This window comes from Pseudogracilibacillus auburnensis (assembly GCF_003201975.1).
GTDB lineage: Bacteria > Bacillota > Bacilli > Bacillales > Amphibacillaceae > Pseudogracilibacillus > Pseudogracilibacillus auburnensis.
Map to the genome: position 1 here is coordinate 74,188 of NZ_QJJQ01000012.1, position 25,788 is coordinate 99,975.

Genomic DNA, 25,788 nt, shown 5'->3' on the forward strand with positions numbered 1-25,788 from the left:
GTTGATAAACAAACTAAAGATTAGAAAAATACGCGCTGTGCTTATTAGATGACAACTTAGGGTGTTGGCTATAATCATGAATTGTTCATACGAATGTATCAAATGAGTCAATAATCAGTAATTACCCCCCTGTAAGACAAGTAAATGTATAGGCATTTATCACAAATTTCCCTTTGATACGTATACTAAATATGCGAGGGGTGATAATTTTGGATACACAAATGATTCACAATGAAAAAGGAAAAATTAATATCGTTTTACATGAACAACATAAAAAGACAAATAATAATCGTGCCACCTATTTACTTAAAAGTAATGATGAACTTAAATTAATTGATGAGCAGTTCTCTTCCTTTATTGGCTTACATCATTTTAAAGAAATTATTAAAGAAATATATGCAACAAAGTTAATGAATAAAAAACGGGAACAAATGGGTTTAACGATGAATAAACAGGTCCTTCATATGATTTTTAAAGGGAATCCGGGCACTGGGAAAACGACTATTGCTAGGGAATTGGCAACCGTATTGTATAAATTAAATATTTTATCTAAAGGTCATTTTATCGAGGCAGAAAGAGCTGATTTAGTCGGTGAATATATTGGGCAAACGGCACAGAAAACCCGGAATATTGTTCAAAAGTCACTAGGGGGTGTGCTATTTGTTGATGAGGCGTACGCTTTGGCGCGAGGGGGACATAAAGATTTTGGGCGGGAAGCGATCGATACACTAGTAAAGCAAATGGAAGACTTTCACAATGAATTTATTTTAATATTAGCCGGTTATCCCGCTGAAATGGATCATTTTTTATTACAAAATCCTGGATTAAAATCACGTTTTCCTTTTCATATTCCTTTCCATGATTATAACTTAAATCAATTAATTGAAATTGCCATTAAAATTGCCTCAGAGCGTGAATACGAATTATCAGAAAAAGCAATTTGGAAACTAAAAAATCACCTACGTAATGAAACGTATCATAAGCCAAGACATTTTGCCAATGCAAGGTATGTTCGTAACATTATTGAAAAAAGTATCCGCATGCAAGCAATTCGCCTTTTACATGTTCGGGATTGTTCCATGAAGGATTTAGTTCAATTAACAGAAGAAGACCTCGAACTAGAGAACGCTCACTAATAGAGGTTGTTCAAAAAGTCCAACAAAAATGACGCATCGAATTTCTGCGTTGGCAGGTAAGAAAGGATAAATCCTTTCTTACTGCATAAGTGCAACTAAGGCATTCGCTGTAAAAGCGTAGCGAAAGCAAGTTTTCTAAGCTTGCTTTTCCGGTACTCACGTATGTAAAGGAATACGCTCTGTTCCTCGGGAGCTTCGCCGCCTTCGACGAACAGGACGTTCTAGTACTGGTGTTGCCACAATGCTTTTCGATGGGATGAGCATTTAGCGGAGTCCCAGGACGTGGCGTTTTTTGCCAGTGGAACTTCTCAGGTCTTCTTTTATCGGCCTTTTTGAACACGCACTAAAAATAACAATATACTGGTAATTTTGTTATGATGATAGAGAAACATATTGAACAGCCGTATATGAAAAGAGGTTTTTAATAGATGACGAAAGAAAATGTACTTATTATTGCAGTAAAAAAAGGTAGTGAAACAGATGACCACTTTCAATCATCCGTACAAGAAATCAAATCGTTAAGTTATACTGCAGGTGGTAATGTAGTAGAAATAGTAACGCAAAATCGAGTTCAAATTCATCCAGTAACATATGTCGGTGAGGGGAAACTGGAGGAAGTAAAACAACGTATCATTCAATTGGATATTGAACTTGTCATCGCTAATGATGAACTTTCTCCAGGCCAATTACGTAATTTAAATGACCATTTTGGCATTCGAGTGATCGACCGTAGTCAATTAATATTGGATATTTTTGCTTCAAGGGCAAAAACAAAAGAAGGACAACTTCAGGTAGAATTGGCTCAGCTAGAATATACCTTGCCACGACTCCATGGAATGGGATTAGTCATGTCTCGATTAGGGGGAGGAATTGGCACAAGAGGTCCGGGGGAGACGAAGCTCGAAACAGACCAGCGTCATATTAGAAGAAGGATCGATGATATTAAAAGAAGGTTAAAAGATGTCGTCAAACAACGAGAGCAATATCGTAAACGACGAAAATTAAATCAAGTTTTCCAAATCGCGATTGTTGGGTACACAAATGCTGGTAAGTCTACTATTTTTAATCGGTTAACAAATGAGTCGGCATTAGAAGAAGACTTACTTTTTGCCACACTTGATCCTTTAACACGCCAAATCCATTTGCCTTCTGGATTTAAAGTGTTATTAACAGATACGGTAGGATTTTTACAAGACTTACCTACTTCTTTAATTGCGGCATTTAAATCAACTTTGGAAGAAGTAAGAGAGGCTGATTTCTTGCTTCATGTTGTCGATGCCTCCCACGAAGGAAATGAAGAACAACAAAATACCGTGATGCAAATATTACGCGAATTAGATGCACATACCATTCCAATGTTGACTGTTTACAATAAAAGCGATTTATTGCAGGAAGACTTCATTCCATTGCACCATCCGTATATTGTCATGAGTGCTTATGATGAAAAAGATCAAGAAACATTAGTACTTAAAATCGAAGAAGTCCTAAAGCAAGAGTGGGATCAATACTCTATCTCATTAAAACCAGATAAAGGACGATTGATGAACCAACTTGGGACACATACGATCGTTACTAGAAAACAATATAATGAAAACAAAAATCAATACGATTTAGAGGGATTTATCCCACAAATCCACCCACTCCAAAGCATGGTAAAGGAGCAAGACAACGTAGATGATAAATAATGTAATAACTAAAATAGAAAAAGATTGTCAACCTTTATTTGATGATGTAAATAAAATGGTTGAATTAAATCAAAAAAGAGTGCTACACGCTTTTCAAAAAGAACAAATTGGTGATTTTCATTTCAACTCGACAGATGGATATGGATATGATGATCAGGGGCGAGATGGAATAGAGGCGATATATGCAGAGGTTTTCGGTGGGGAAGATGCCCTTGTTCGACCACAAATTGTTTCAGGGACACATGCCATTGCAACAACTCTTTATGCATTACTCAGACCGGGAGATGAGCTTTTATATATTACTGGAAGCCCGTATGATACATTGGAAGAGGTCATTGGAAAGCGTGGCAACAATGCAGGTGCGTTAAGTGACTTTGGGATCACATATAATGAAGTGCCACTTGATGAAGATAGTTCTATTAACTATGAAGGAATAAAAGAAGCAATATCACACCGTACAAAAGTGATTGGAATCCAGCGTTCAAAAGGATATGAAAATCGACCTTCCTTCTCCATTTCTGAAATAGAAAATATGGTTTCTTTTGTAAAAGAAATAGATGAAAATTTAATTGTCTTTGTGGACAATTGTTACGGAGAATTTGTTGAAGATAAAGAGCCACTTCATGTCGGTGCTGATATTATCGCAGGTTCTTTAATAAAAAATCCTGGTGGAGGACTCGTTCGAGCCGGGGGATATATTGTAGGAAAAGAAAATTTAGTACTACTAGCAGCAAACAGACTGACAGCTCCAGGGCTTGGAAAAGAAGCAGGTGCCACATTACATATGTTACAAGAAATGTACCAAGGATTCTTTTTAGCCCCACATGTTGTTGGTGAGGCGTTAAAAGGAGCTATCTTTACGGCAAGACTTATGGAAGAGCTTGGCATAAAAACGGCCCCACTTTATGATGAAAACCGGACAGATATCATTCAAACGATCCTTTTTGAAAAGGAAGAAAAGATGATCCGTTTCTGTGAATCTATCCAGGAGAATTCACCAATTAATTCATATGTTGTTCCGTACCCTAGTGAGATGCCTGGTTATGAAGAGAAAGTAATTATGGCAGCAGGAACATTTATTCAAGGTTCAAGTATTGAGCTGTCCGTTGATGGTCCAATAAAACCACCATATATCGCTTTTATGCAAGGTGGGTTAACATATGCTCATGTTAAAATAGCAATCATCGCTACAATGGAAAAATTAGTAGAAGAAGGACTTATTGACTTAACAGTCGAAGAACCAAGAACAAGATAGTATAAAAAAAGCAACATGTATGGAAAAAAGGCTTTTATGTATTGATTGTTACAGTACATCACCTAAATGGTGGTGTACTTTTTTTCCGGGATTTAAAAAATGCATACGTTTATTTTGTGTTACAATAATATAGGAACATATATTCTTTAGTAAGAAAACTAACAATACGAAGGTGATTAAAATAAAGAAATTCTTTGAGTATAATTGGCAGATAAGGGATGAATGGTTTAAATGGTGTAAGCAGTTAGCACCGGAAGCGTTAACTGAAAAACGTGTGGGCGGAGTTGAAAGTATATTGTTTACACTCTTCCATATTGTTGATGTTGAATATAGTTGGATAAGAGGAATTCAAAAAAAGGAAGATATTGTATTTCATTTCAGTGATTATGACACACTTGAAAAAGTAAAAACACTTTCCGACGAACTGCGAAAAGAATTAATACATTTTTTAAAGACAGATATAGAAAATATAAAAGATCATTTTATCAAGGTACCTTGGGATAAAGATACATATTCAATCGATGAAATATTACATCATATTGTTATTCATGAAATTCATCATATTGGTCAACTTTCCGTATGGTCAAGAGAGTTACATTTGGCTCCAGTTCAAGCTAATTTTATCGGTCGACAATTCAACCTTATCCCTTAGCATTGAAAAAGGATGATTGAATTTTTCTATCAATCATCCTTTTTTATAAACTTATATAATTCCGTGTCATTACGACGATAAAATCTCATGTCTTTTTGCTTAAAAACTTCTATATAATCCGACAACTTTTCCTAAAATGGAGACGTTTGTAAGTCGTAGTGGTTCCATCGAATCGTTTTCCGGTTGGAGACGAAAATGGTCTGTTTCTTTAAAAAATCGTTTCACTGTTGCTTCATCTTCTTCAGTCATTGCCACAACGATTTCGCCATTTTCAGCGGTGTTTTGTTGTTTGACGATTACTTTATCCCCACTTAAAATGCCAGCATTGATCATACTGTCTCCTTCAATGACTAAAACAAATAAATTGTCACTAGCATGTGCTGCTGAACTTGGAACCGGAGTGTATTCTTCGATATTTTCAATCGCAGTAATTGGGATCCCAGCAGTTACTTTCCCAATAACGGGAGCATATCTAGCAATATCTTTTTCAATATTGCTCATTGATTGGTCAAGAATTTCAATTGCTCTTGGTTTTGTTGGGTCTCTTTTTATGTACCCTTTATTTTCAATTCTTTCTAAATGTCCATGAACAGTTGAACTAGATGCTAATCCGACTGCTTTAGCAATTTCTCTTACAGACGGTGGATAACCTTTTACTTCTACTTCGCTTTTAATAAAGTCATAAATCATTTGTTGTCTTTTTGAGAGTTTTTCCAACGGCCTCACCTCACGTATATCATTATTAGTATTAGTTTACCATTTCAAGGTAAAAAGTCAAACATAAGTTCCCTATATGCATTTAATTTTGTTACGAAGTGTTAACACTTGAAAGAGATGCATTGAAAGCATACTATAATAGAGTATGCACTTATTTCAGAAATTGAATAAAAATTTTCAAAGAAATAAGTAATTATAGTACAATATAAAGTGGAGCTTAAAAATTGAAAACATGAGGTGAATGTCAGATGATGACAAAAGAGAAATTGGATCGAATCAATTACCTCGCCAATAAATCAAAAACGAAAACCTTAACAAGTAAGGAAAAAGAAGAACAACAATTGTTACGTAAAGAATATTTGCAAAATATTAGACAGTCCTTTACAAACCAATTAACAACAATGACAGTATTAGATCCAGAAGGTAATGATGTTACACCAGAAAAGGTAAAAAAATTAAGGAAAAATAATAAAAAATTATAATAATGTTGAAAGGGAGAATCACATGACAACGCAAATAGAACAACAATCAATTAACACAATTCGAACACTCTCTATCGATGCAATAGAGAAAGCTAATTCTGGACACCCTGGTTTACCAATGGGAGCTGCTCCAATGGCTTATTCACTATTTACAGATTTTATGAATCATAATCCTAAAAACTCCAAATGGTTTAATCGAGATCGTTTTGTTTTATCAGCAGGACATGGATCCATGCTATTATACAGTTTACTTCATTTATCAGGTTATGATGTAACAATGGAAGACATCAAATCATTTCGTCAGTGGGGGTCAAGAACTCCAGGGCACCCGGAAGTATTAGATACAGATGGGGTAGAAGCAACAACAGGTCCATTAGGTCAAGGGATTGCCATGGCTGTTGGAATGGCTATGGCTGAAGCTCACTTAGCTGCAAAATATAATAAAGATAATTTTCCAATCATCGATCACTATACATATACTCTAGTTGGTGATGGAGATATAATGGAAGGAATATCACATGAGGCAGCCTCTTTAGCAGGACATCTCGGATTAGATAAGTTAATTGTTTTATATGATTCGAATGATATTTCTCTTGATGGTGATTTAGACCGTTCTTTTTCGGATAATACGGAAGGGCGTTTTAAAGCATATGGTTGGCAAGTTATTCGAGTTGAAAATGGAAATGATTTGGCAGAGATTAGAAAAGCAATTCAATTAGCTAAAGAAAATACTACTCAGCCAACTTTAATTGAAGTGAAAACAATTATTGGTTATGGTTCACCAAATAAATCAAATTCTTCTGCTTCACATGGTGCTCCTTTAGGGGAGGAAGAAGCAAAGTTAACGAAAGAATATTATCATTGGACACATGAGCCTTTTCATGTTTTGGAAGAAGTTTATGCTGACTTTGAAGAAAAAGTGGTTGTAAATGGTAAAGCAAAAGAGGAAGCTTGGAATAAACTGTTTGATGCATATCAAAAAGAACATCCTAAACTTGCAAAAGATTTAGATATTGCGATTCAAAACAAATTACCAGAAGGCTGGGAAAGTGATTTACCGACATATGAAACTGGTAAAGATACATTGGCAACACGAGCATCCTCAAGTGATTTAATTAATGCTATTGCAAAAACAGTTCCTAATTTCTTTGGTGGTAGCGCCGATCTTGCAAGTTCCAATAATACGATGATGAAAGAAGATGCTGATTTTACGAAAGAAAGTTATGATGGTCGTAATATTTGGTTTGGTGTTCGCGAATTTGCAATGGGAGCAGCATTAAACGGAATGGCTCTACACGGTGGATTAAAAGTGTATGGTGGAACATTCTTTGTATTTAGCGATTATGTACGACCTGCAATGAGATTATCAGCCATTATGAATACTCCTGTTACATATGTATTTACACATGATTCTATTGCTGTTGGTGAAGACGGTCCAACACATGAACCGGTAGAACAACTAGCATCTTTAAGAGCAATGCCTAACCTATCGGTGATGAGACCAGCTGATGGGAACGAAACCCAAGCTGCTTGGCGTTTGGCTTTAGAATCAACAAATAAGCCAACAGCCCTAGTACTTACTCGTCAAGGATTACCGACGCTTGAAAATACGGCTCAACATGCGTATGAAGGCGTAAAACGCGGTGCATATGTCGTAAGTGATGCGAAAAATAGTGCAGATGCCATTCTTTTGGCAACAGGATCAGAAGTAAGTTTAGCAATACAAGCTCAAAAAGAATTGCTAGAAAAAAATATCGATGTTCGAGTTGTCAGTATGCCGTCATGGGATCGTTTTGAGGAGCAGGATAAGGCATATAAAGAGGAAATAATCCCATCAACAGTAAAAAATCGTGTCGCAATTGAAATGGCTTCTTCCTTAGGATGGGATAGATACGTTGGCGATGCCGGAAAAGTTATTGCTGTCGATAAATTCGGTGCTTCTGCAAAGGGAGATAAAGTTGTCGCAGAATATGGCTTCACAGTTGAGAATGTTATTAAACATGTAGAAGATTTACTTTCATAATTATTAATTGTTTTATCACGGGTTATTGTTTATACTGTTTAAGGAATTATTTTTTAGGGAGGATCACGTTTAATGGCAACAATATGGGTAGTACTTATTGCACTTTTGGCACTTATTGCTGGGGTTGCGCTCGGATTTTTTATCGCGAGAAAATATATGATGAACTATTTAAAGAAAAATCCACCAATTAATGAACAAATGTTACGGACATTAATGATGCAGATGGGGCAAAAACCGTCGCAGAAGAAAATTAATCAAATGATGCGTGCAATGAGTAACCAAGTGGATAAAAAATAATTTGGCCATAAACCACTTTCTTGAACAAAGGGAATCATGTTCAATGAAAGTGGTTTTAGTTTTATGTATGTGCAGATGAATTTTTATCATTAGATTTTTAAAGTAAATATTGTTAATATTAAACATACAGTTACATATCCTTTATAGCTTACATATAATACAATAGAATTTTCATAAAGGGTGAAAAGCATGGTGAATCAAAATTATCATACAGTTTTTTTTCGACCTGTAGGCTATAATGATTATAATTTTACGCCAATTGGTAATAGTAATCCTAGGTTAGCCCCGTTTCGAAATCGGGTATCATATAAAATAAATGAATATTTTTTAAGAGGTCTCGTTTATATACAATCTATTTTAAAACTTCTTTTATCAAGCTCACCTTTCATTGAGCAGTATGGTCCAGTCATTAAAGAACTACCTAAAATGTACACACTTGTAAAAGCGTTTAAAGAAATTAACAATAGTGAACTTGAAGAAGGAATAGAAGAACAAAACGAAAATGATGAATATATGGAGAAAAATACGTTTAGATCTGATGAATCTTTACCAAAATTATTTATATAATAGTTAGAAATATCCATAGGAGGAGCATTATATGAACAACCAATTTGAGAAAGCAACTTTTGCAGGTGGATGTTTTTGGTGTATGGTTGAACCTTTCGATGAGCGACCGGGAATTGAGCAAGTAGTTTCAGGTTACACGGGTGGTGAGTTAGCCAATCCAACGTATGAGCAAGTATGCTCAAATACAACTGGACATGTAGAGGCAGTACAAATCACCTTTAATCCGTCCATCTTTTCATATGAAGACTTAGTCAATATATACTGGCAACAAATTGATCCGACCGATGAGGGGGGACAATTTCATGATCGTGGTGATTCATATAAAACAGCAATATTTTACCATAATGAACACCAGAAGAACGTTGCTGAAAAATCAAGGGACAATTTAGAAAAAAGCGGTAAGTTTAAGAAACCTATTGTGACAAAGATTATTCCGGCGAAACCTTTTTATCCAGCAGAGGAAGAGCATCAATACTACTACAAAAAAAATCAATTCCATTATAAAACATATAAGAAAGGTTCTGGCCGTGCACAATTTATAAAAGATAACTGGCAGAAACAGTTTGATAAGACGGAGCTAAAACAAAAGTTAACACCTGAACAATATTTTGTCACACAAGAAAATGGGACAGAGCAGCCTTTTCATAATGAATATTGGGAACATAAAGAGGAAGGGATTTATGTTGATATTGTCTCAGGTGAAGTTTTGTTTTCTTCAAAAGATAAATTTGATGCCCATTGCGGTTGGCCAAGCTTTACAAAACCAGTCGTTAATCAACAAATAACCGAACATCTTGATACATCATATGGAAGAATCCGAACGGAAGTTAGAAGTAAAGATGCTGATTCACATTTAGGTCACGTGTTTGATGATGGTCCAAAAGAACATGGTGGATTACGTTATTGTATTAATTCAGCTGCGCTCAGATTTATTAAAAAAGAGGATATGGAAAAAGAAGGATACGGAAAATATTTGTATTTATTCAACTAACAGTTGACGATAATGATATTATGTAAACTAGGAGAGAGAAAATGATTCATTTAAATTGGGAGAAAAATCCTATTATAAAACGTGTAAAATGTATCCATGCCGAGGCTAAAAAGTATAAAGTTAATAATATGCTAACAAAAGGAAAAGAATATGATGTTATTAATGAGACAGAAGAGTTTATTTTTGTAATTGACAATAGCAATCGAGTTGCTGGGTATTATAAGGAATATTTTGAAACAATATAAGAATTTCAGTAAAAATGAGATTAATGCAAATTTTAATGATAGAGTAAAGTGACGATAAGCATTTCATCCATTATCGTCACTTTTTCAACAGATGTTATTCCAATAGGCTTAAATAAAATTTTAAAATAGATTATTCCCTAACTGATCATGGCTTATGGGTAGATCTATTTTTTTCTTTCGTGATTAGTACTAAAGCCAGTTATAAGTGTAAAAGCTCCATATGCCGACATAAGAATTACCTCTAATTCAAAAAGTAAATCAAAACATCTCTAGAAATAGAGATGTTTTATTATTGGGACAAATTTCGGATACGATGAAATACGAAATTGATGAAATTTATCTTTTATTTTGGGAACAATAAAGGCATCATTTAAAAAGGAGTATAGGATAAATGACAAATAATTTACCTAATCAATCTAAGAGTTATTGGCATGATTCAGTTGATTTGCCACATTTCCCAAAATTAGAAGAAAAAATAACAGTTGATGTGGGCATCGTTGGTGCTGGAATAACTGGTATTACAGCAGCATATTTATTATCTAAACAAGGTTTTAATGTATGTTTGATCGACGCAGGGTATATTTTAAATGGGACTACTGGACATACAACCGCAAAAATTACGGCACAACATGGTCTAATTTACGATGAGTTCATCAACCATTTTGGTGTAGAAAATGCAGCGAAATATTATATGGCTAATGATGAGGCACGGAATTTTATCGAAAAAATTGTTACGGAAAATAATATTGATTGCCATTTTACAACGGAAGATGCATATATTTATACTAATTCTGAACAGTACGTAAAAAATATTGAAAATGAATGGAAGGCATATGAAAAATTAAATATAAAAGGAGAGATATTGGACACAACACCACTTCCGTTTGCTGTTAAAAAAGCAATTAAAATGGAAAATCAAGCTCATTTTCATCCATTAGAATATTTAAATACGCTTATTGATGAGTGTCAAGAGAACGGAGTACAAATTTTTGAAAATACAAGAGCAGTAAGTATTGAATATAATAAACAACCAGCAATCATTACAGAAGATGATCATAGAATAATCTGTCGCTACGTTATTCAAGCATCACATTATCCATTTTATGATGGTACAGGATTTTATCCGATAAAAATGTATGCGGATCGTTCGTATATTATCGCAGCAAAAACAAAAAAAACGGTTGAAAATGGAATGTATATTAATGCTGAAACACCTACACGTTCAATTCGACCAGTTACGATTAATAATGAAAAAATGTTACTTATTGGCGGAGATAATCATAAAACAGGTCAAAGTCATGGACAAATGATGGCACATTATGACACTTTAAGAAAATTTGCAGATGAAAAATTTCAATTACTAAATATTCCTTACAGATGGTCTGCTCAAGATCAAGTAACAGTAGATAAATTACCATATGTGGGTTATGTCACGAAGAATCAGCACAATGTATTTGTTGCAACTGGCTATAGGAAATGGGGAATGACAAACAGTACGAATGCTGCATTAATACTTCACGATCTTATTATGGAGAAAGATAATCAATATGCAGATCTTTTTTCGCCAGCGAGAGATATTAAAGTAGATCCTTCCATTCGTAAATTAATTAGTTTTAATACAGATGTAGCAAAACATTTAATTAAAGGGAAAGTTGATAGTTCAAATGCTGATATTGAGGAGCTTAAACAAAATGAAGCATGTACAACTATCATTAATGGCCAACGAATTGGAGTATATAAAGATGAAGATGAACAAATTCATGCAGTCGATACAACTTGTACTCATTTAGGTTGTGAAGTAGAGTGGAATAATGCGGAAAATTCTTGGGATTGTCCATGTCACGGATCGAGATTTACATACACGGGGGATATTTTAAATGGGCCAGCTGTAAAACCACTTAAAAAAGTAACAATAAAATAACGAAAATGTAAAAATAATGTTGTGTATTGTAAATCATTTGTTATAATTGAGTCAGACAAATATAGACAGTTTTTTTAAGAGGGGATTATGGCAAATGGTTAAAATGATAAAAGGAGTCAAACGAATTAAATGGCCTGGATGGGTCGTCATTTTTTTACTGTTTTTAGGGTTAACTTTTATGATTGGAAAGACTGCTCAAGCAATTCAAAAGATTACACATAAGGAAGCAATTTCTGTAAAAATAAACAGTGAGCAAATTGACACTGGTATAAAACTACAATCTGAAACGAAAGAAGCTGATTCATTTACCTCGTTTGTCACTTATCCATATACCGAAATAGAGGCAATCGATCTACCAATTAGAAAATGGGTATTAGAACAAGAAAAGTTATTTCATGAAGAGATAGAACAAATTGAAATGATGTTTGGTGAAAATATCGAAGCTCATTTTAATTTACAAACAGAGATTAAAAAAATAAATGATGATTTATTCAGCATTTTAATGACCGTCGAACAACATGTGAACGAAGAAAATGAATATTCATTATTACAAACATTTACGATAGACCTGCAAGCTGAAAAAATTGTCGAATTAAATGATATAATAAATAAGGCAGAAGAAATCGGAAATGAATTATTTTTATTATTTAAAGACAATATACCGGAAAAATCAACATTTGATGAAGATAGTTTAAGGGGTAAATTACAAAATATACAACATATAAACTGGGTAATCGATAATGATAATATCAATTTTTATTTCAATCCAAACGAAATTGGCAATAAAAAAATCATTGAAATCAACATACCCCTTATCAAATTACATAAATATTTAACTGATGAAATGACATCGATTTTAATTTCTGATGAAATGGCCCAAGAAATTAAAAGGGAGTCATCAGACGAATCAGATAAACTAAAAACAAATGGAAAATATATTGCATTAACCTTTGATGATGGACCAGATGAGGAAGTAACACCAAGAATTTTAGAAACGTTACGGGAATATAATGCAAAAGCAACTTTCTATATGTTAAGTCAGAAAGCTACTAATAATCCTGAACTTGCAAAACAAGTAGCCGATGAAGGCCATGAAATCGGAAATCATAGTATTACACATGCAAATTTAAATACAGTTGGTGCATCTCGGATTCACTCAGAAGTAGTTGGTTCAATGGAACAAATTGAAAAAGCAACTGGTGTAAAACCAACGACATTTCGACCTCCATATGGAGAGTTCAACCAAACTGTTATAAATCAAGCAGCTGATTCCAATCAATCTATTATTATGTGGTCTGTTGATACACTAGATTGGAAGCATCGAAATGCAAATTCTGTCTTTGAAAATATGAAACTGGCACGCTCAGGATCAATCGTATTAATGCATGATATTCATGCTACTACAGCAGATGCCTTACCGCAAATCATGGAATATTTAACAGAACAAGGTTTTGAATTTGTTACTGTATCTGAATTACTTCCATTAATTGATGGTGAAGGTGCTGGACCGTATTATGGAAATTAATATTTGAAAGTGGAACTATTGGATGCAGACGATTATATGATTATGTATCGTCTGCATTTTTTATAATATGTTATAACTTCTTATAATATATATTATGTAAACTAGAATATTTTCAAGTGAAACAATAACTTCACCCTCTAAGTTCTCATAATAACTTTTATTAGGAACTAATTAGTACAGTGTCCATCTAATTTCAGCTACTGTACTAATAATCCCTAATGAATGTCGGTTCGTTAATCGCTTATGTCGCTATATAAATTACTGGTACGGCTCCGTTATTAAATTTATTGGAGGTCGTAACCATGGAAATATCTTATTTCCACAAGCTATCGATGAATTTTTGTTCTATTTGCAAGTTGAGAAAAATTATTCTGATAACACACTTCGATCCTATGCATATGACTTAGAACTTTTTCATCAATTTTTAGTTAACCACAATCGTTCTCTTAAAATGCATGAACAATCTTCATCGACATCAAGACGTTTTATTCAGGAGCAAATATTAAAACATCAAATCCAGCCGCGCACCTTGCAACGGCGAATTTCATGTTTAAAATCTTTTAGTAAATATGCGCTTCAAGAAAATTGGTTAAAAAATGATTTTATGGCAAATGTGCAAGTGCCAAAATCTGATCAAAAATTGCCAGTTTATATGTCCTTATCGCAATTACAACAATTATTTTCATTTTTAGAACAAGATGTTGGTGATTTTTCCTTACGTAATGAAACGATGTTTAAATTATTAGCGACAACTGGCATGCGTCGGCAAGAATTAGTTGATCTAACCTGGGAACAAATTGATTTTGACACAAACACTTTTCGTGTTATCGGAAAAAGGAGAAAAGAACGTCTCCTCCCTCTTCACGATATTGTCGTCCCTTTATTGATCGCATATAAGAAATCAATGCCAGCGCATCGCACTTATCCAACAGAACCAATCTTTTTAAGTTATCGAGGTACTCAAATAGATCCCCGTGGTTTGAGCGTATTTAAAAAATTGTTGAAGCAAGCTGGTTTACCACCAGAACGATTTTCATTACATCATTTGCGACACACGTTTGCGACAATACTTTTAAATGAAGAAGATGTTGATTTAAAAGTATTACAGGAACTTCTTGGACATGAAAGTCTTAGTACGACTGGCATGTATACACATATTAACATGAAACAAAAGCGAAAAGTTATGTCCGCATGGAAACTGTAATTTCTTTATTTATAAATTCACTAACTTCTTTTCAATCAGTATCGAGGCTAGTTTTGGATCCTTTTCTATCAAGGTTTTTCTTAAGTGCGTCAACATCCAAGCTAAGAATGGCATCAATATTATCAAAGATGACTTCGTTTTCTAAGTCCCACCATTTTATTTTTAGTAATTCTTTTATTTTCGATTCAGAGAATCGTTTCTTTATTTTCTTAGCAGGATTTCCTCCAACAATCGTGTAAGGTTCAACGTCTTTTGTAACGATGGACTTGGCTCCAATAATCGCTCCATCCCCAACATTTACTCCTGGCATAATTGTAGCGTCTAGTCCAATCCAGACATCATTGCCAATAACAGTATCTCCTTTTAAAGGTAGCATATCCAATGTAGGTGTATACTTTTCCCACCCGTTTCCGAAGATATTAAATGGGTAAGTGGAACCATCCATGCGATGGTTAGCTCCGTTCATTATAAAAGTTACCCCAGGACCAATTGAACAAAATTTTCCGATGATCAATCGATCCCCTATTACTTCATAATGATATAAAACCTGATCCTCAAAAAGTTCTCCATGCTTGCTATCATAATAAGTGTACTCGCCAACGATAATATTTGGCTTTGTTAATGATGGTCTAATAAACTGAAGGTTTTTATTCTCTTCTATTGGATATACTTTATTTGGGTTCGGCCCTTTCATATTTACTGACATGTATCATACACTCCTTTTTATGATTTATTTCTAATATGACCTATTTTATTACACTCTAATGCAAACCAGATATCCCCATTTGGGTCACATGCAATACCGTGTGGTTCTGCTGATGATGTTGGAATTTTATATTCATTTATTTTTCCATCAATTACGGAAATTTGACCAATCTTATTTGCTCCCCATTCAGTAAACCACATTTCATCATTCTTTCCCGCAGTAATAGCGTGTGGACGTGAATTTGGAGTTGGAATATCATATTCTCTAATCTCACCATCAGTAGTAATTCGACCTATTTTATTTCCCATAATTTCTACAAACCAGATTGCACCATCGTTGCCATTAGTAATACCTACTGGAGCTGCTGCATGTGTTGGTAGAGGATATTCAGTTATCTTTCCTTTATCCGTAATTCTTCCAATTGAATTATTTTGGTTCTCCGTGAACCAAAGAGCGTAATCCGAACCTAAAGTAATAAATGTAGGATATGACCCCTTATTTGGCAGGTCATATTCATATATAGTACCATCTGCCGTCAACTTTCCTATCCGGTTTCCATTCATCTGAGTAAACCATATTTCACCATTTGGACCTTCCGTTATTCCATAAGGACCAGAATCAGGCTGTGGCAATGGATATTCTGTAAAATCACCTGTTATTGTCATTTTTCCTATTTTATTTGCTCCATTCTCTGTAAACCATATATCACCACTGGAAGAAACAGTTAAGCACATTACTTTAGCGTTAGGGGTTGGAACTGTATACTCTCTTATTCTGCCATTTTGATCTATACAGCTGATTTTATTTGCTTTATGTTGAGTAAACCATACATTTCCGTCTTTTGCTGAAGCTATGCCATAAGGTCCAGAGTTAGTTCTTGCAATCGTATATTCTGTTATATTCATACTAAATCTCCTCTATATTTTTAATCGATTTCTTAAATTATTGCGTTCATTAATCAACATTTGGAATTTTTGTTCTAGTTTATCTGAAGATTCACTATTTAGTTTACTAATGATTTCAGTCAATTTAATTTCAACTTTTAGGAGTTCATCTTTAATATAATCATGTTCTGTCTTCCGGTTCCTTTTTCTAAATTCTTTATAACTTCCAGTGAACTCGATAACCTTTTGCTGGGAAATTTCAATAATTTTAGTTGCAATATTCTCAACGAAACGGCTATCATGTGAAACAAAGATGACTGTCCCCTCATAGTTTATTAATAACTTTTCTAATGCCTCAACAGTTTCAATATCTAAATAGTTTGTTGGTTCATCCATCACTAATACATTCATATCACTCAAGAACACTTTTGCAAAAGCTACTTTTACCTTTTCTCCACCACTTAATACTTCAATAGACTTAAAAACATCCTCACCAAAAAAATGTAACCGGGCAAGTACTGTACGTACAATATCTTCTGGATAAAGTGATGTGGATTTTACATTTTCTAATATAGTTTTCATATTTTCTAAAATGTCAATCTTTTGACTAAAATACCCTATTTTAACCACTGGTGAAATAGATACTTTTGGTACTCTTAATAAAATCTGTTTCAACAATGTTGTTTTTCCTACCCCATTATTACCTATAATTGCAACCTTTTCCCCACCTTTTATAACAAATGAAGCATCTCTCCAAAGCACATGATCTTCAAAGTTTACAGATAAGTTTTTAACACGAACTACATTTCGTCCTTTAATTTGCTCCGTATTCGGCAAATTCATTTTTATTGCTGGCAGTTCTTTTGGTTTTTTAACATTTTCCAATTTTTCTACACGTGTTTCTAAAGCCTTAATGTTTTGATGCAATTTCTTTTGTTTAGTCGCATACTCCATTTTATATAAGCGAGATTCAGATGTGCCCATTCGCTTTGAAGGTGGCTTAATCATTTTTTTAGCATTTTGCTCTTTTAGTTTTGTAGCTCGTTCCAATTGTCGTTTCTTCGTTATAAACTTTTCATATTCGTCTTTTTGTTTTCGCCGGAGTAATTCCTTTTGCTCCACATAATTTGTATAGTTACCGATAAATTCCTTAATGTTCCCTTCTTCTATTTCCCAAATTTTTGTGCAAATTTGATCTAAAAAATAACGATTGTGTGAAACAAGGACAATTGCTCCACGATATCGAATGAAATGTTTCTCAAGTTCTTCTATACTACGGGCATCAAAGTTTGTTGTTGGTTCGTCTGCAAATAAAATTTCTGCCTTAGTAGCCAATGCTTTGTCAATATAACCCTTTGTTATTTCACCACCACTTTTAAAAGTATCCATCTCTTGCAATTGAGGTAAATAATAGCGGCTTACAGTTGTCATAACTTCTCCTTTATCTGCTTCGATTTCACCAGACAATATGGACAATATTGTTGTTTTTCCACTTCCATTACGACCAACTACACCAATTCTATCCATATTATGAATATATAATTGATCAATATCTAAAAGTTTGCGGTCTTTTATTGTTAATTCAATATTCTTAGCTTCAAGAATCATTACTCGAGCCCCTCCCTTCATACATAACAAATAATGTACTTCATAAACTTTTTTATTAAGGGAAACAATTCTTATACTTACTATCAATCTTTACTTAAGAAAACAAAAAACCTCCTATCATTTCTGAATAGGAGGCACATAATTAATCGCAAAAAGAAAACACTTAAACAATTAATTTACATATACTTTTTGAATATAATAATGTACATTATTAATCCTATTCAGAAAATCGTTGTTATGATTCGTTGACTTCTGAATAGGAAAGAATACAAAAATATTATTTAATATTTATAGTACATTGATTAAAAAAGTACAGATTTATCCTATTCAGAAAATCGTATCGTAACTTATCACGAATGTTTTTCTTGTAAATAGGATTAATAAATCATGTACTTGGTTCACCCTTCCGATATTTAGTAATTTTATTATATGCATAAAAATCAATAAATTTCAAGTATTACATCTTCAATTCTTAGAAATATTCTCCCATCTATGCAATATTCTTTTATTGATCTCATTTAATCAATGGAACCTTTTTACTTATTTTACAATCATCCAATTCGTATCCTTCTCTAAAGTGAGCACATACTGTGAAAACTGCGTTGCTTTTGTCGTCTCATCCAAATACTTCACCGATACCTAGACATACACCTGATTTCCAGACCGTTGGAATACAGGATTAATTAGCTCTGAAAATAAATAGTCCTTTCCAATTAGTGGTAAGGCATTATTTTGCACGTAATAAGCAAGTTCCTTATCCGTCGCTGTTGGATAAAATGCAAAAAACGTCTCCAAAAACTCCGTTACTTCTTGAATAGTATCAGAATCAACCGTTCCGTTACTTTCAGGTTGTTTTGGCTTATAATCTGATTTATTTGGTAAGCTCCATAAGGTGGGATTTTGTGTAATCACTAAGTTTCCTGTATTATCTTGATGAATCATGATTCGATAAGTAGAGCGAATCCACTCACTATTTTTATCCTCTGTCACTTTTTGTTCTACCGAATAAACAACCGCATAGGTATCCTCATTATCCTGCGATATCGACCAAATATTTATATCACTTACACTGGAACTGGTAGGAATATCAGCTCTAACAGTATCAGTATTTAAAGCTTGCAATTCCTCCGTTAGATAATGGCTTAATTTTTCTTCTCTTCGTTCAATAGACTCTTTATTATTTTGCCATGTATAGTAATCTTTCACAAAGCTTTTTGTGAAGCTTTCAATTGCACTTGTGTCCACAATTTTTGTTTCAATGACTTCTTTTTCATGAACGGTATGCATTATCATTGCTAATAAATTCTGATATTTGATCATACGCTTTCTTTACATCCGTCATCTGATATCACTCCCCTTTACATTATTGTATATGGGCATGAATCTTCGGTCAATTTAACATAAACAAAAGCCCATGCCATATTTGACATGAACTCGTTAAGTATTCATATTATATTTCTTTTGCAATCTCAATCCCTGACTTAAATTTAATTGTTAATTGTCTTTCATGAATCGTCATTTTCTCAATCAATCGTCTTAGAAGTAGATCATCATACGTTTCAAGTTGCTGCGGTTGCTCTTTTAAAAACTTAATCATTTCTTCAATCGGCTGTCTGAGTCCTTCACGATTTGCATTTTTCAACATGACTTGTTGCTTCAATTCTCGCAATCGATATATTTCGTCGGCTACATCATCATAATCTTCTTTTGAATTTGCAAGCCTGAGAAGTTCTATTTGAAGTTCTTCTAACTTTTCATCAATATTAGCTATTGGTTTATCCGCATTTTCATTTAAAACTGTTTCAATATTTTCTAGTAGTATATTTAAATAATTTTCTTTGTTTCCTCTGGCGGAATCTTGGCGGAGAATCTATTCATTTTTGATTGTTTTATCCATTTTACGTACCATCTAAATGCAGTCAAATCAACGTTTTCACTTCAAATGCTCTTAGTGAATTACTCCCACTCCATCAAATAGTCTTCTGATATTATTCGAGTCAAATTTCAACTCAATTCTTCATATTTAGGCAATCAATATAGACGCACTTTTAATTGAACGTCTTAAAAGTTATGATTCCATATCTCAGATGAATTATAACTAACATACATTTTTCGCCTTAAATGTTTTGCACTTTACGCTAACATTTAAAAATAGTATAATTAACTCAACTCTAGCTTCTGACCAAGCTAGAAAATAAAAGTTATGTACCCAGCATTTTTGTACATAACTAACGGTGCTGTACTAGATAATATATGTGGTCGTACTATAAAAGCATCTTGCGAACCGTAAATGTGCAATTATTCGGAAACAATATATATTATGTAAACTAGAATATTTCCAAGTAAGACAATAACTCCACCTTATATAAATTACTGGTACGGCTCTGTAATAGAATTTATTGTAGGTTGTTACCATGAAAAGTTTCAGCAAGCTGTCGATGAATTTTTGTTTTATTTGCGCAGGTTGAGAAAAATTATTCCGATAATACACTTCGATCCTATCCATAGGATCGAAGTGTATTATCAATTCTTAGTTAACAACAACCGTTCCCTTAAAATGTGTAGTTGAGTCTTTAACATTTTCTGAACGATTTATTAATTGCTCTAAAACTTCCTCTTCATTATGAAATATGTGCCATCTTATTTAATTGTTATATAGTGTCCAAAGTTTTAATGTTTCATCACTGTAGATCAATCCAACAAATCTTGATTTTGCTGACGAATACAAAAAATGATCGGTAAACTGATACAAATAACTAACAAAAGAATTCCCGCATATAATTCAATCATTGGAATTTTTGTCCATTGATACAATTCATTCTTTAAATAAAACGCATCTGTAAGCACTCGATTAGCAATGACGATAAAAACAAAGGCAACTGGAATGATTTTCATTAGTAATGACAAATAATGTTGACTGGTTTGAGAGAGGAATAAGAGAATTCCGCTATAAGCCATCCCAATCAAATAAACTAACCATACAATGTTCACTATCCACTGACTTAATGTCCATTGATAAAAAGAATACAGTAACGGTTCTTCGCTATCACTAAAAAATGAATTCAACCCATTCGAGAAGTATTGTGTAAAATCAGTAAAATACAACAAACTTCCAAAAAACCCCATGACGCAAGTAATCAATAGAAAACTAGCAGTCATACCACTAATAAATTGTGTCCAAAGAATTTTCCGCCCATGACGACTACTCCATTGAATTTTTTGTACCCCTAACAAGCGGTCTCTAACGAAAACAGAGGGGATCAATAAAGACAATAGAAAAATTAGCAGAATAAGAATACGTTCAAAATGATGGGCAACTGTCGAAGTTAAATGGCTCGGCAAAATGTTGCGCCATCCTTCTTCCATAAATAAAGTTTCTGAAAGTCTTTCTCTTTCTTTTTCCGAATAGTGTTCATTATTGAGAAACATGTCTGACGAATCAAATTGCTTCATAGAATTATATAATTTTTGTAAGACATCGATTTTATCCACCATTGAATGACCTGTAGCACCTATTAAGTCTTGCTCAATAGCATCAAATTGTTTACTGATTTCTTTCTCTTCCTCATTCATCTCGTTGATTGCTATATGCGGGAGATTTTCTTGAGACCATGATTCAAATTCAGCATAATTTTCAAGTTGGAGTTGTTTTGCGATAGAGTTTTCCGAGACAATCTTGTCCGCATGTTTGACCAAGGTAGCATATTCCGCTTCAATTTCTGCGATTTCTGCATCTTCAAGCGTTTGTCCGAATCGATTTTGCCACTCAGAAGCTTGATCATAAATAGGAATCATACCGCCATTAGGCCAATGTTTAAGGATAAATCTCATATCTTGATTGTAAAACACAATCGTTATCAAGAGCGCTACAAGAAGTAAAATCGGTTGAAATAATTTTTTTAACTCAAGAGTAAACACTTTATTTTACCTCCTTTGTGGTATAGAATTTACTTGTTAAAATACCGCCAATACCTAAGAGAAATAAGTTGACAACCATTGCAATGGATTCTTGCCACGGAATGGTTGCATAAGGTCCCATTTCTGTAAACCAATAGCCCTGTACTTTCCACAAGGAGATTGGATGCCACATCAATAGGGAATGCATATTCCACCAACCCATTTGATTAATAATTTGTTCGAGTCCCAGTAAGACAACATATATGACAACGAAGACAATAAATCCGCGAAATAATTGATCTGTCCATAAGCCTACAAGAAAATTAAACCCATGACAGAGGGTAATTAATAAGCCGCCTAATACAATGGATAGAATCGTATAGTTTAACAATGTCATTGGTTGCCAAGGTATAAAGGGAATCTCCAGCAATTGAGGAAAATAAACATTTACATGAAATTGTGTCGACATACTTGTTTGCCATAACGTTCCAATAGGATTCATATAATTAAAAATGCCAAACGTTAACATGACCATCGTTGCATAAAAAAGAATTGTGAGTATGAAGCTCGCTACATATTTACTCACTTGTGTTTTCCGTCCTGTTTTTGAGGTCATCACTAAGACATCTGTTTTCGTTAATCTCTCAGAAGTACTTCCATACAAACCTAGCAATAAAGCAAAGATTAAACTTTCTCCTAAAATGACATGAAATAATCGATTTCTTATAAAGGTGAAGACGCTCATTGTTTCTCCCGCGGCTCCCACATCCAATGCAGCTTGTTCTTCTGCTAATTCATGGACAACGGGAGTCAATTTTTCGTATTTTCTCTTCATTTTTTCAGCGACTGAACCTTGAATTTGAAAAAAATCAATCATCTCTTGACCCAACGCTTCTGTTGAGTAATGTTGAAAAACATTCTTTAGTTCAGCAGTTTCAGTCAATAATCGCTGCTGTTTCTTACTAGAAGGTTGATTAGATAGTTTTTCACCAAATTCAGATGTAATTATAGTCCCAGTTTTTACTCTTGTTTCTTGAATATAATTTAAATAAGAATGATCCAATCCTGCTGTGGCAATATAGATTGTATTTAACAATAAACTTGCGATAAAAAACAAGTAAATCATTGGCTGTTCAAATAGTTTACGAATTTCAAAAGCGATAATTCGTAGCATCTGTAGCCACCTCATCTCGATAAATATACAGAAATGCGTCTTCTAAACTTGGGCGTACTTCTACCCCTTCCTTTGGGACAAATGGACTTGCAATTCTTAGCAAATGACCTTCATCGCTTTCTCTTTCACTTAATAGCAATTGCTCTTTCGTTAATTGATAAGTAGTAGGAACTTCAAATATTTTCCCTTGTACCGATTGAGTAATTTGAGAAGACGTTTCGCAGCAGTATAGTCGATGATTTTTAATCATAACGATTTGTTTAGCGATCGTCTCAACATCCGAAACAATATGTGTAGATAAAATGACAATTCTGTCTTGAGCAAGACGATGAATCAAATTACGAAAACGAACACGTTCTTTTGGGTCTAGGCCTGCTGTCGGTTCATCCAAAATGAGTAACTTCGGATTATTTAACATCGCTTGAGCAATTCCTACCCGTTGGATCATTCCCCCTGAAAAACGTTTCATTTTCTTGTTTTTTACATCAGAGAGTGCAACAAGTTCCAACAGTTCATCAATCTTTTTTTTCGCCTCTTTCTTATTCATTTTTTGTAATGCTGCGATATATAATAGAAATTTTGTAGGAGTGTAATTGCCATAATAACCAAAATCTTGTGGCAAATAACCTAATATTCCACGATAATCGGCTCCCAGCTCTTTAATTGCTTGACCGTTCCATAATATTTCACCGAAAGTAGGGAATAAAAGTGTTGTAATCATTTTTAATAATGTCGTTTTTCCTGCGCCATTTGGAGACAGTAATCCATAAACACCATTTTCAAAAGTTAAAGAGATATCTTCCAAAACTGGATTGGACTGAAATTTTTTACTGACACGGTTAAGCACTAACATAGTAAATCGTTCCTTCCTTTTTCATAAAGTAGTTGTGACGCAATAAATAGATAAATAAAAGTAGTAATCCAAAAACAATCACTGTGACAATCGAAACCGGTACATACAATAAAAACTGAGCGATCCCTTCTTGTTTCCAAACAAGCAGAACTCCTACTGCACCCCAAATAATTGGCGTTATCCAATGACTGCAACGCATCGGCATTCTATATTCTAAAAGGAGTTGAATATTCGCAAATAAAAACAAGGAAGAAAACGACAGACTAAACAATCTCATCAACGAAAGTTCTTGACCAAGTAATTGCCAAATAAGGACATTACTCCCCACAGAAACAACCAAAGAAATCCCACTAAACGCCAACATACGTAAAATGAGTAGTTCCTTCAAAGAAACTCGTAGTGTCATTTTTAGTTCGAAGGTTCCTAACAGTCTTTCTTTCCAAATCCCAAGAAAATACAAAAGTGCATAGCAAAGAGGCGATACCATAAAAACAGTAAAATAAATTTCATCGCGGTGATTATTTCCAAGTAAATGATGTAAATCGGGAAAATACAATATCCCTACTCCTACCAACAAAAGGCCAACAATAAATAAAATGTCTCCCATTCCCCAAAAAAGATAACGGAAACCAACTTCTTGAAAATAAGAACGAAGAAATGCTCTAAATGTTACAGGCTGAAGATTGACTTCTTTTAAAATAAAAGCAATGCTATCTTCCTTTTCATTCTGTGTCAAAAGGATATTCTTTCTCTCTTTATTCATGTTCACGAAACTCCTCCCTAATTTTCTTAATCAATCGATAATACTGTGCTTTGATTCGTTCTTCTTTTTGAACAAGTAATGAAGCAATCTCAGGAAAAGATAATTCCCCATAAACTCGTAATCGGAAGATTTCTTGAATTTCTGGACGAAAACTTGCAACATATTGATTGATCGCTTCTAATAGTTCCTTCTGATACATACTTTCATCAAAATCTTTTTCTTCTACCCACTGCACATCTTTCAATTCTAACCAAGTTACCTTCACTTTGCGGCGTACATCAATGACTTTATAGGTTCCAATACGGAAGAGCCACGTTCGAAATGAAGATTTGCGATCATCATATGAACTCAATCCTTTTAGAGCAGCAATAAAAACTTCCTGTGTTAAATCAAGAGCGTCATTTCCATTACCTAACTGACGATAAAGATAAAAGTACAGGTCATCATAATAACGTCGAATCAATTCATTTGCAGCCTGATTCGAACCTTTTTTTAATATGTAACGAATTAAACGCTTATTGGTTAACACTTTTCTACTCCCCTTGATTTCATTCATTACCTATATATTCGAAATCTATCTTACAATCGTTGCACTTTTTTACTATTTATTTTCATAGTTAGTTTTCTAGAAAAAAAGTTTGTTATTTTTAATCTATATCAAATTTATTCCTGAAAAAAATCTATTAATTCCTTAACTCATTTAATACTACGCTATTTTTTATATAAATGCTTTTACTCATAGGGATATTTGATTTAAGTCCTTAATCATTGAACAATATAAAGTAATAATGATTAAACTTTTCTATAACTCAAAATAAACAATTTTATAATTATAGAACAATCACAACAACTTCACTTTCCCATATCGGTGTAATCCCGTAACGAGACGCTGCCAATGGAAATACACCAATTCCGTCAAATAAACTTCCTAAATTTAGTTCGGTCATATTGCACCTCTACTTTTCATTTTAAGGAAATAAAAAAGACGCTCATTTTAATTGAACGTCTAAAAAATTATTATTCTATTGTGTTTCCATATCCCAGGTCAATTATCACTGAAACATCATTCTTTTAGTTAAATGTTTTGTATTTTACGATAATTTTTAAAAATAGTATAATTAACTCAACCTAAGGGGCGATTTAAAAACTTTTGGCAATTGTATTGTATCGTTAGGGAAATGGTTAAAGCACTACATCCCATTA

Annotated in this window: 24 protein-coding genes; 13 read left to right on the forward strand and 11 right to left on the reverse strand. The window is 33.7% G+C overall.

Annotated elements, in window-relative coordinates; genetic code table 11:
• Positions 1 to 209 precede the first annotated feature (209 nt).
• The 4 genes from DFR56_RS15500 (at position 210) to DFR56_RS15515 (ending at position 4,728) form a co-directional block, all read left to right on the forward strand.
• Positions 210 to 1,136, forward strand: a complete 927-nt coding sequence (locus tag DFR56_RS15500) for an AAA family ATPase (protein WP_242694780.1) — start codon at positions 210 to 212, stop codon at positions 1,134 to 1,136.
• A 428-nt stretch (positions 1,137 to 1,564) separates the two neighbouring features.
• Positions 1,565 to 2,821 (forward strand): GTPase HflX, encoded by a 1,257-nt coding sequence (gene hflX / locus DFR56_RS15505; protein ID WP_110396363.1) that lies wholly within the window; start codon positions 1,565 to 1,567, stop codon positions 2,819 to 2,821.
• Positions 2,811 to 4,076, forward strand: coding sequence for a methionine gamma-lyase family protein (locus DFR56_RS15510; protein ID WP_110396364.1), 1,266 nt, complete (start codon positions 2,811 to 2,813; stop codon positions 4,074 to 4,076). Before hflX ends, DFR56_RS15510 begins: the two co-directional genes overlap by 11 nt.
• Before the next feature lie 181 nt (positions 4,077 to 4,257).
• Positions 4,258 to 4,728, forward strand: a complete 471-nt coding sequence (locus DFR56_RS15515) for a DinB family protein (RefSeq protein ID WP_110396440.1) — start codon at positions 4,258 to 4,260, stop codon at positions 4,726 to 4,728.
• 99 nt (positions 4,729 to 4,827) lie between these two features.
• Here DFR56_RS15515 and lexA read toward each other — a convergent pair whose 3' ends face one another.
• On the reverse strand, positions 4,828 to 5,445 hold the full coding sequence (gene lexA, locus DFR56_RS15520) for a transcriptional repressor LexA (RefSeq protein ID WP_110396365.1): 618 nt from the start codon (positions 5,443 to 5,445) through the stop codon (positions 4,828 to 4,830).
• Between the two features lie 248 nt (positions 5,446 to 5,693).
• Here lexA and DFR56_RS15525 point away from each other — a divergent pair, with 248 nt between their 5' ends.
• The 9 genes from DFR56_RS15525 (at position 5,694) to DFR56_RS15565 (ending at position 14,700) form a co-directional block, all read left to right on the forward strand.
• Complete coding sequence (locus DFR56_RS15525) at positions 5,694 to 5,927, forward strand: DUF896 domain-containing protein (RefSeq protein ID WP_110396366.1); 234 nt, start codon at positions 5,694 to 5,696, stop codon at positions 5,925 to 5,927.
• A 22-nt stretch (positions 5,928 to 5,949) separates the two neighbouring features.
• Positions 5,950 to 7,950, forward strand: coding sequence for a transketolase (tkt, locus tag DFR56_RS15530; protein WP_110396367.1), 2,001 nt, complete (start codon positions 5,950 to 5,952; stop codon positions 7,948 to 7,950).
• A 72-nt stretch (positions 7,951 to 8,022) separates the two neighbouring features.
• Positions 8,023 to 8,247, forward strand: coding sequence for a YneF family protein (locus DFR56_RS15535; RefSeq protein WP_110396368.1), 225 nt, complete (start codon positions 8,023 to 8,025; stop codon positions 8,245 to 8,247).
• Positions 8,248 to 8,436: 189 nt separating this feature from the next.
• On the forward strand, positions 8,437 to 8,814 hold the full coding sequence (vrrA, locus tag DFR56_RS15540) for a VrrA/YqfQ family protein (protein WP_110396369.1): 378 nt from the start codon (positions 8,437 to 8,439) through the stop codon (positions 8,812 to 8,814).
• A gap of 31 nt (positions 8,815 to 8,845) precedes the next feature.
• Complete coding sequence (gene msrB / locus DFR56_RS15545; RefSeq protein ID WP_110396370.1) at positions 8,846 to 9,805, forward strand: peptide-methionine (R)-S-oxide reductase MsrB; 960 nt, start codon at positions 8,846 to 8,848, stop codon at positions 9,803 to 9,805.
• 41 nt (positions 9,806 to 9,846) lie between these two features.
• Positions 9,847 to 10,050, forward strand: a complete 204-nt coding sequence (locus DFR56_RS15550; protein ID WP_110396371.1) for a DUF6501 family protein — start codon at positions 9,847 to 9,849, stop codon at positions 10,048 to 10,050.
• Positions 10,051 to 10,441: 391 nt separating this feature from the next.
• On the forward strand, positions 10,442 to 11,971 hold the full coding sequence (locus DFR56_RS15555; protein ID WP_110396372.1) for an FAD-dependent oxidoreductase: 1,530 nt from the start codon (positions 10,442 to 10,444) through the stop codon (positions 11,969 to 11,971).
• A 94-nt stretch (positions 11,972 to 12,065) separates the two neighbouring features.
• Positions 12,066 to 13,496 (forward strand): polysaccharide deacetylase family protein, encoded by a 1,431-nt coding sequence (locus tag DFR56_RS15560; protein ID WP_110396373.1) that lies wholly within the window; start codon positions 12,066 to 12,068, stop codon positions 13,494 to 13,496.
• Positions 13,497 to 13,824: 328 nt separating this feature from the next.
• Positions 13,825 to 14,700 (forward strand): tyrosine-type recombinase/integrase, encoded by an 876-nt coding sequence (locus DFR56_RS15565; protein WP_280523467.1) that lies wholly within the window; start codon positions 13,825 to 13,827, stop codon positions 14,698 to 14,700.
• Between the two features lie 31 nt (positions 14,701 to 14,731).
• On the opposite strand, the gene DFR56_RS15570 is transcribed toward DFR56_RS15565, so the two are convergent.
• From DFR56_RS15570 to DFR56_RS15615, 10 genes are all read right to left on the reverse strand, one after another.
• Complete coding sequence (locus DFR56_RS15570; protein ID WP_110396375.1) at positions 14,732 to 15,406, reverse strand: Vat family streptogramin A O-acetyltransferase; 675 nt, start codon at positions 15,404 to 15,406, stop codon at positions 14,732 to 14,734.
• 17 nt (positions 15,407 to 15,423) lie between these two features.
• Positions 15,424 to 16,311, reverse strand: coding sequence for a Vgb family protein (locus tag DFR56_RS15575; protein WP_110396376.1), 888 nt, complete (start codon positions 16,309 to 16,311; stop codon positions 15,424 to 15,426).
• 12 nt (positions 16,312 to 16,323) lie between these two features.
• Entirely contained in the window at positions 16,324 to 17,919 is a 1,596-nt protein-coding gene (locus DFR56_RS15580; RefSeq protein ID WP_110396441.1) for a Vga family ABC-F type ribosomal protection protein, read from the reverse strand.
• Positions 17,920 to 18,537: 618 nt separating this feature from the next.
• Positions 18,538 to 19,218 carry a conjugal transfer protein gene (locus DFR56_RS15585; RefSeq protein WP_244916553.1) on the reverse strand — a complete coding sequence of 227 codons (681 nt, stop codon included), beginning with the start codon at positions 19,216 to 19,218 and terminating at the stop codon, positions 18,538 to 18,540.
• Positions 19,219 to 19,348: 130 nt separating this feature from the next.
• Positions 19,349 to 19,543, reverse strand: a complete 195-nt coding sequence (locus tag DFR56_RS23255; RefSeq protein ID WP_110396377.1) for a hypothetical protein — start codon at positions 19,541 to 19,543, stop codon at positions 19,349 to 19,351.
• A gap of 1,046 nt (positions 19,544 to 20,589) precedes the next feature.
• Positions 20,590 to 21,816, reverse strand: a complete 1,227-nt coding sequence (locus DFR56_RS15595) for a hypothetical protein (RefSeq protein WP_110396378.1) — start codon at positions 21,814 to 21,816, stop codon at positions 20,590 to 20,592.
• 1 nt (position 21,817) lies between these two features.
• Positions 21,818 to 22,969: a hypothetical protein gene (locus tag DFR56_RS15600; protein WP_110396379.1), complete on the reverse strand. Its 1,152-nt coding sequence runs from the start codon at positions 22,967 to 22,969 to the stop codon at positions 21,818 to 21,820.
• Positions 22,947 to 23,822, reverse strand: a complete 876-nt coding sequence (locus DFR56_RS15605; RefSeq protein ID WP_110396380.1) for an ATP-binding cassette domain-containing protein — start codon at positions 23,820 to 23,822, stop codon at positions 22,947 to 22,949. Before DFR56_RS15605 ends, DFR56_RS15600 begins: the two co-directional genes overlap by 23 nt.
• Positions 23,809 to 24,591 carry a hypothetical protein gene (locus DFR56_RS15610; protein WP_146214303.1) on the reverse strand — a complete coding sequence of 261 codons (783 nt, stop codon included), beginning with the start codon at positions 24,589 to 24,591 and terminating at the stop codon, positions 23,809 to 23,811. Before DFR56_RS15610 ends, DFR56_RS15605 begins: the two co-directional genes overlap by 14 nt.
• Entirely contained in the window at positions 24,578 to 25,114 is a 537-nt protein-coding gene (locus tag DFR56_RS15615) for an RNA polymerase sigma factor (protein ID WP_110396382.1), read from the reverse strand. Before DFR56_RS15615 ends, DFR56_RS15610 begins: the two co-directional genes overlap by 14 nt.
• Positions 25,115 to 25,788 lie beyond the last annotated feature (674 nt).

Excerpts from the sequence above, each read along its gene's own strand:
- DFR56_RS15580 (WP_110396441.1), bottom strand. The coding sequence starts at position 17,919 with ATGAAGGGAGGGGCTCGAGTAATGATTCTTGAAGCTAAGAATATTGAA.
- DFR56_RS15510 (WP_110396364.1), top strand. The coding sequence starts at position 2,811 with ATGATAAATAATGTAATAACTAAAATAGAAAAAGATTGTCAACCTTTA.
- DFR56_RS23255 (WP_110396377.1), bottom strand. The coding sequence starts at position 19,543 with ATGTTGAAAAATGCAAATCGTGAAGGACTCAGACAGCCGATTGAAGAA.
- DFR56_RS15550 (WP_110396371.1), top strand. The coding sequence starts at position 9,847 with ATGATTCATTTAAATTGGGAGAAAAATCCTATTATAAAACGTGTAAAA.
- DFR56_RS15585 (WP_244916553.1), bottom strand. The coding sequence starts at position 19,218 with ATGATCAAATATCAGAATTTATTAGCAATGATAATGCATACCGTTCAT.
- DFR56_RS15600 (WP_110396379.1), bottom strand. The coding sequence starts at position 22,969 with ATGCTACGAATTATCGCTTTTGAAATTCGTAAACTATTTGAACAGCCA.
- DFR56_RS15525 (WP_110396366.1), top strand. The coding sequence starts at position 5,694 with ATGATGACAAAAGAGAAATTGGATCGAATCAATTACCTCGCCAATAAA.
- DFR56_RS15575 (WP_110396376.1), bottom strand. The coding sequence starts at position 16,311 with ATGAATATAACAGAATATACGATTGCAAGAACTAACTCTGGACCTTAT.
- tkt (WP_110396367.1), top strand. The coding sequence starts at position 5,950 with ATGACAACGCAAATAGAACAACAATCAATTAACACAATTCGAACACTC.
- hflX (WP_110396363.1), top strand. The coding sequence starts at position 1,565 with ATGACGAAAGAAAATGTACTTATTATTGCAGTAAAAAAAGGTAGTGAA.
- DFR56_RS15555 (WP_110396372.1), top strand. The coding sequence starts at position 10,442 with ATGACAAATAATTTACCTAATCAATCTAAGAGTTATTGGCATGATTCA.
- DFR56_RS15605 (WP_110396380.1), bottom strand. The coding sequence starts at position 23,822 with ATGTTAGTGCTTAACCGTGTCAGTAAAAAATTTCAGTCCAATCCAGTT.
- DFR56_RS15535 (WP_110396368.1), top strand. The coding sequence starts at position 8,023 with ATGGCAACAATATGGGTAGTACTTATTGCACTTTTGGCACTTATTGCT.
- vrrA (WP_110396369.1), top strand. The coding sequence starts at position 8,437 with ATGGTGAATCAAAATTATCATACAGTTTTTTTTCGACCTGTAGGCTAT.
- msrB (WP_110396370.1), top strand. The coding sequence starts at position 8,846 with ATGAACAACCAATTTGAGAAAGCAACTTTTGCAGGTGGATGTTTTTGG.
- DFR56_RS15560 (WP_110396373.1), top strand. The coding sequence starts at position 12,066 with ATGGTTAAAATGATAAAAGGAGTCAAACGAATTAAATGGCCTGGATGG.
- DFR56_RS15570 (WP_110396375.1), bottom strand. The coding sequence starts at position 15,406 with ATGTCAGTAAATATGAAAGGGCCGAACCCAAATAAAGTATATCCAATA.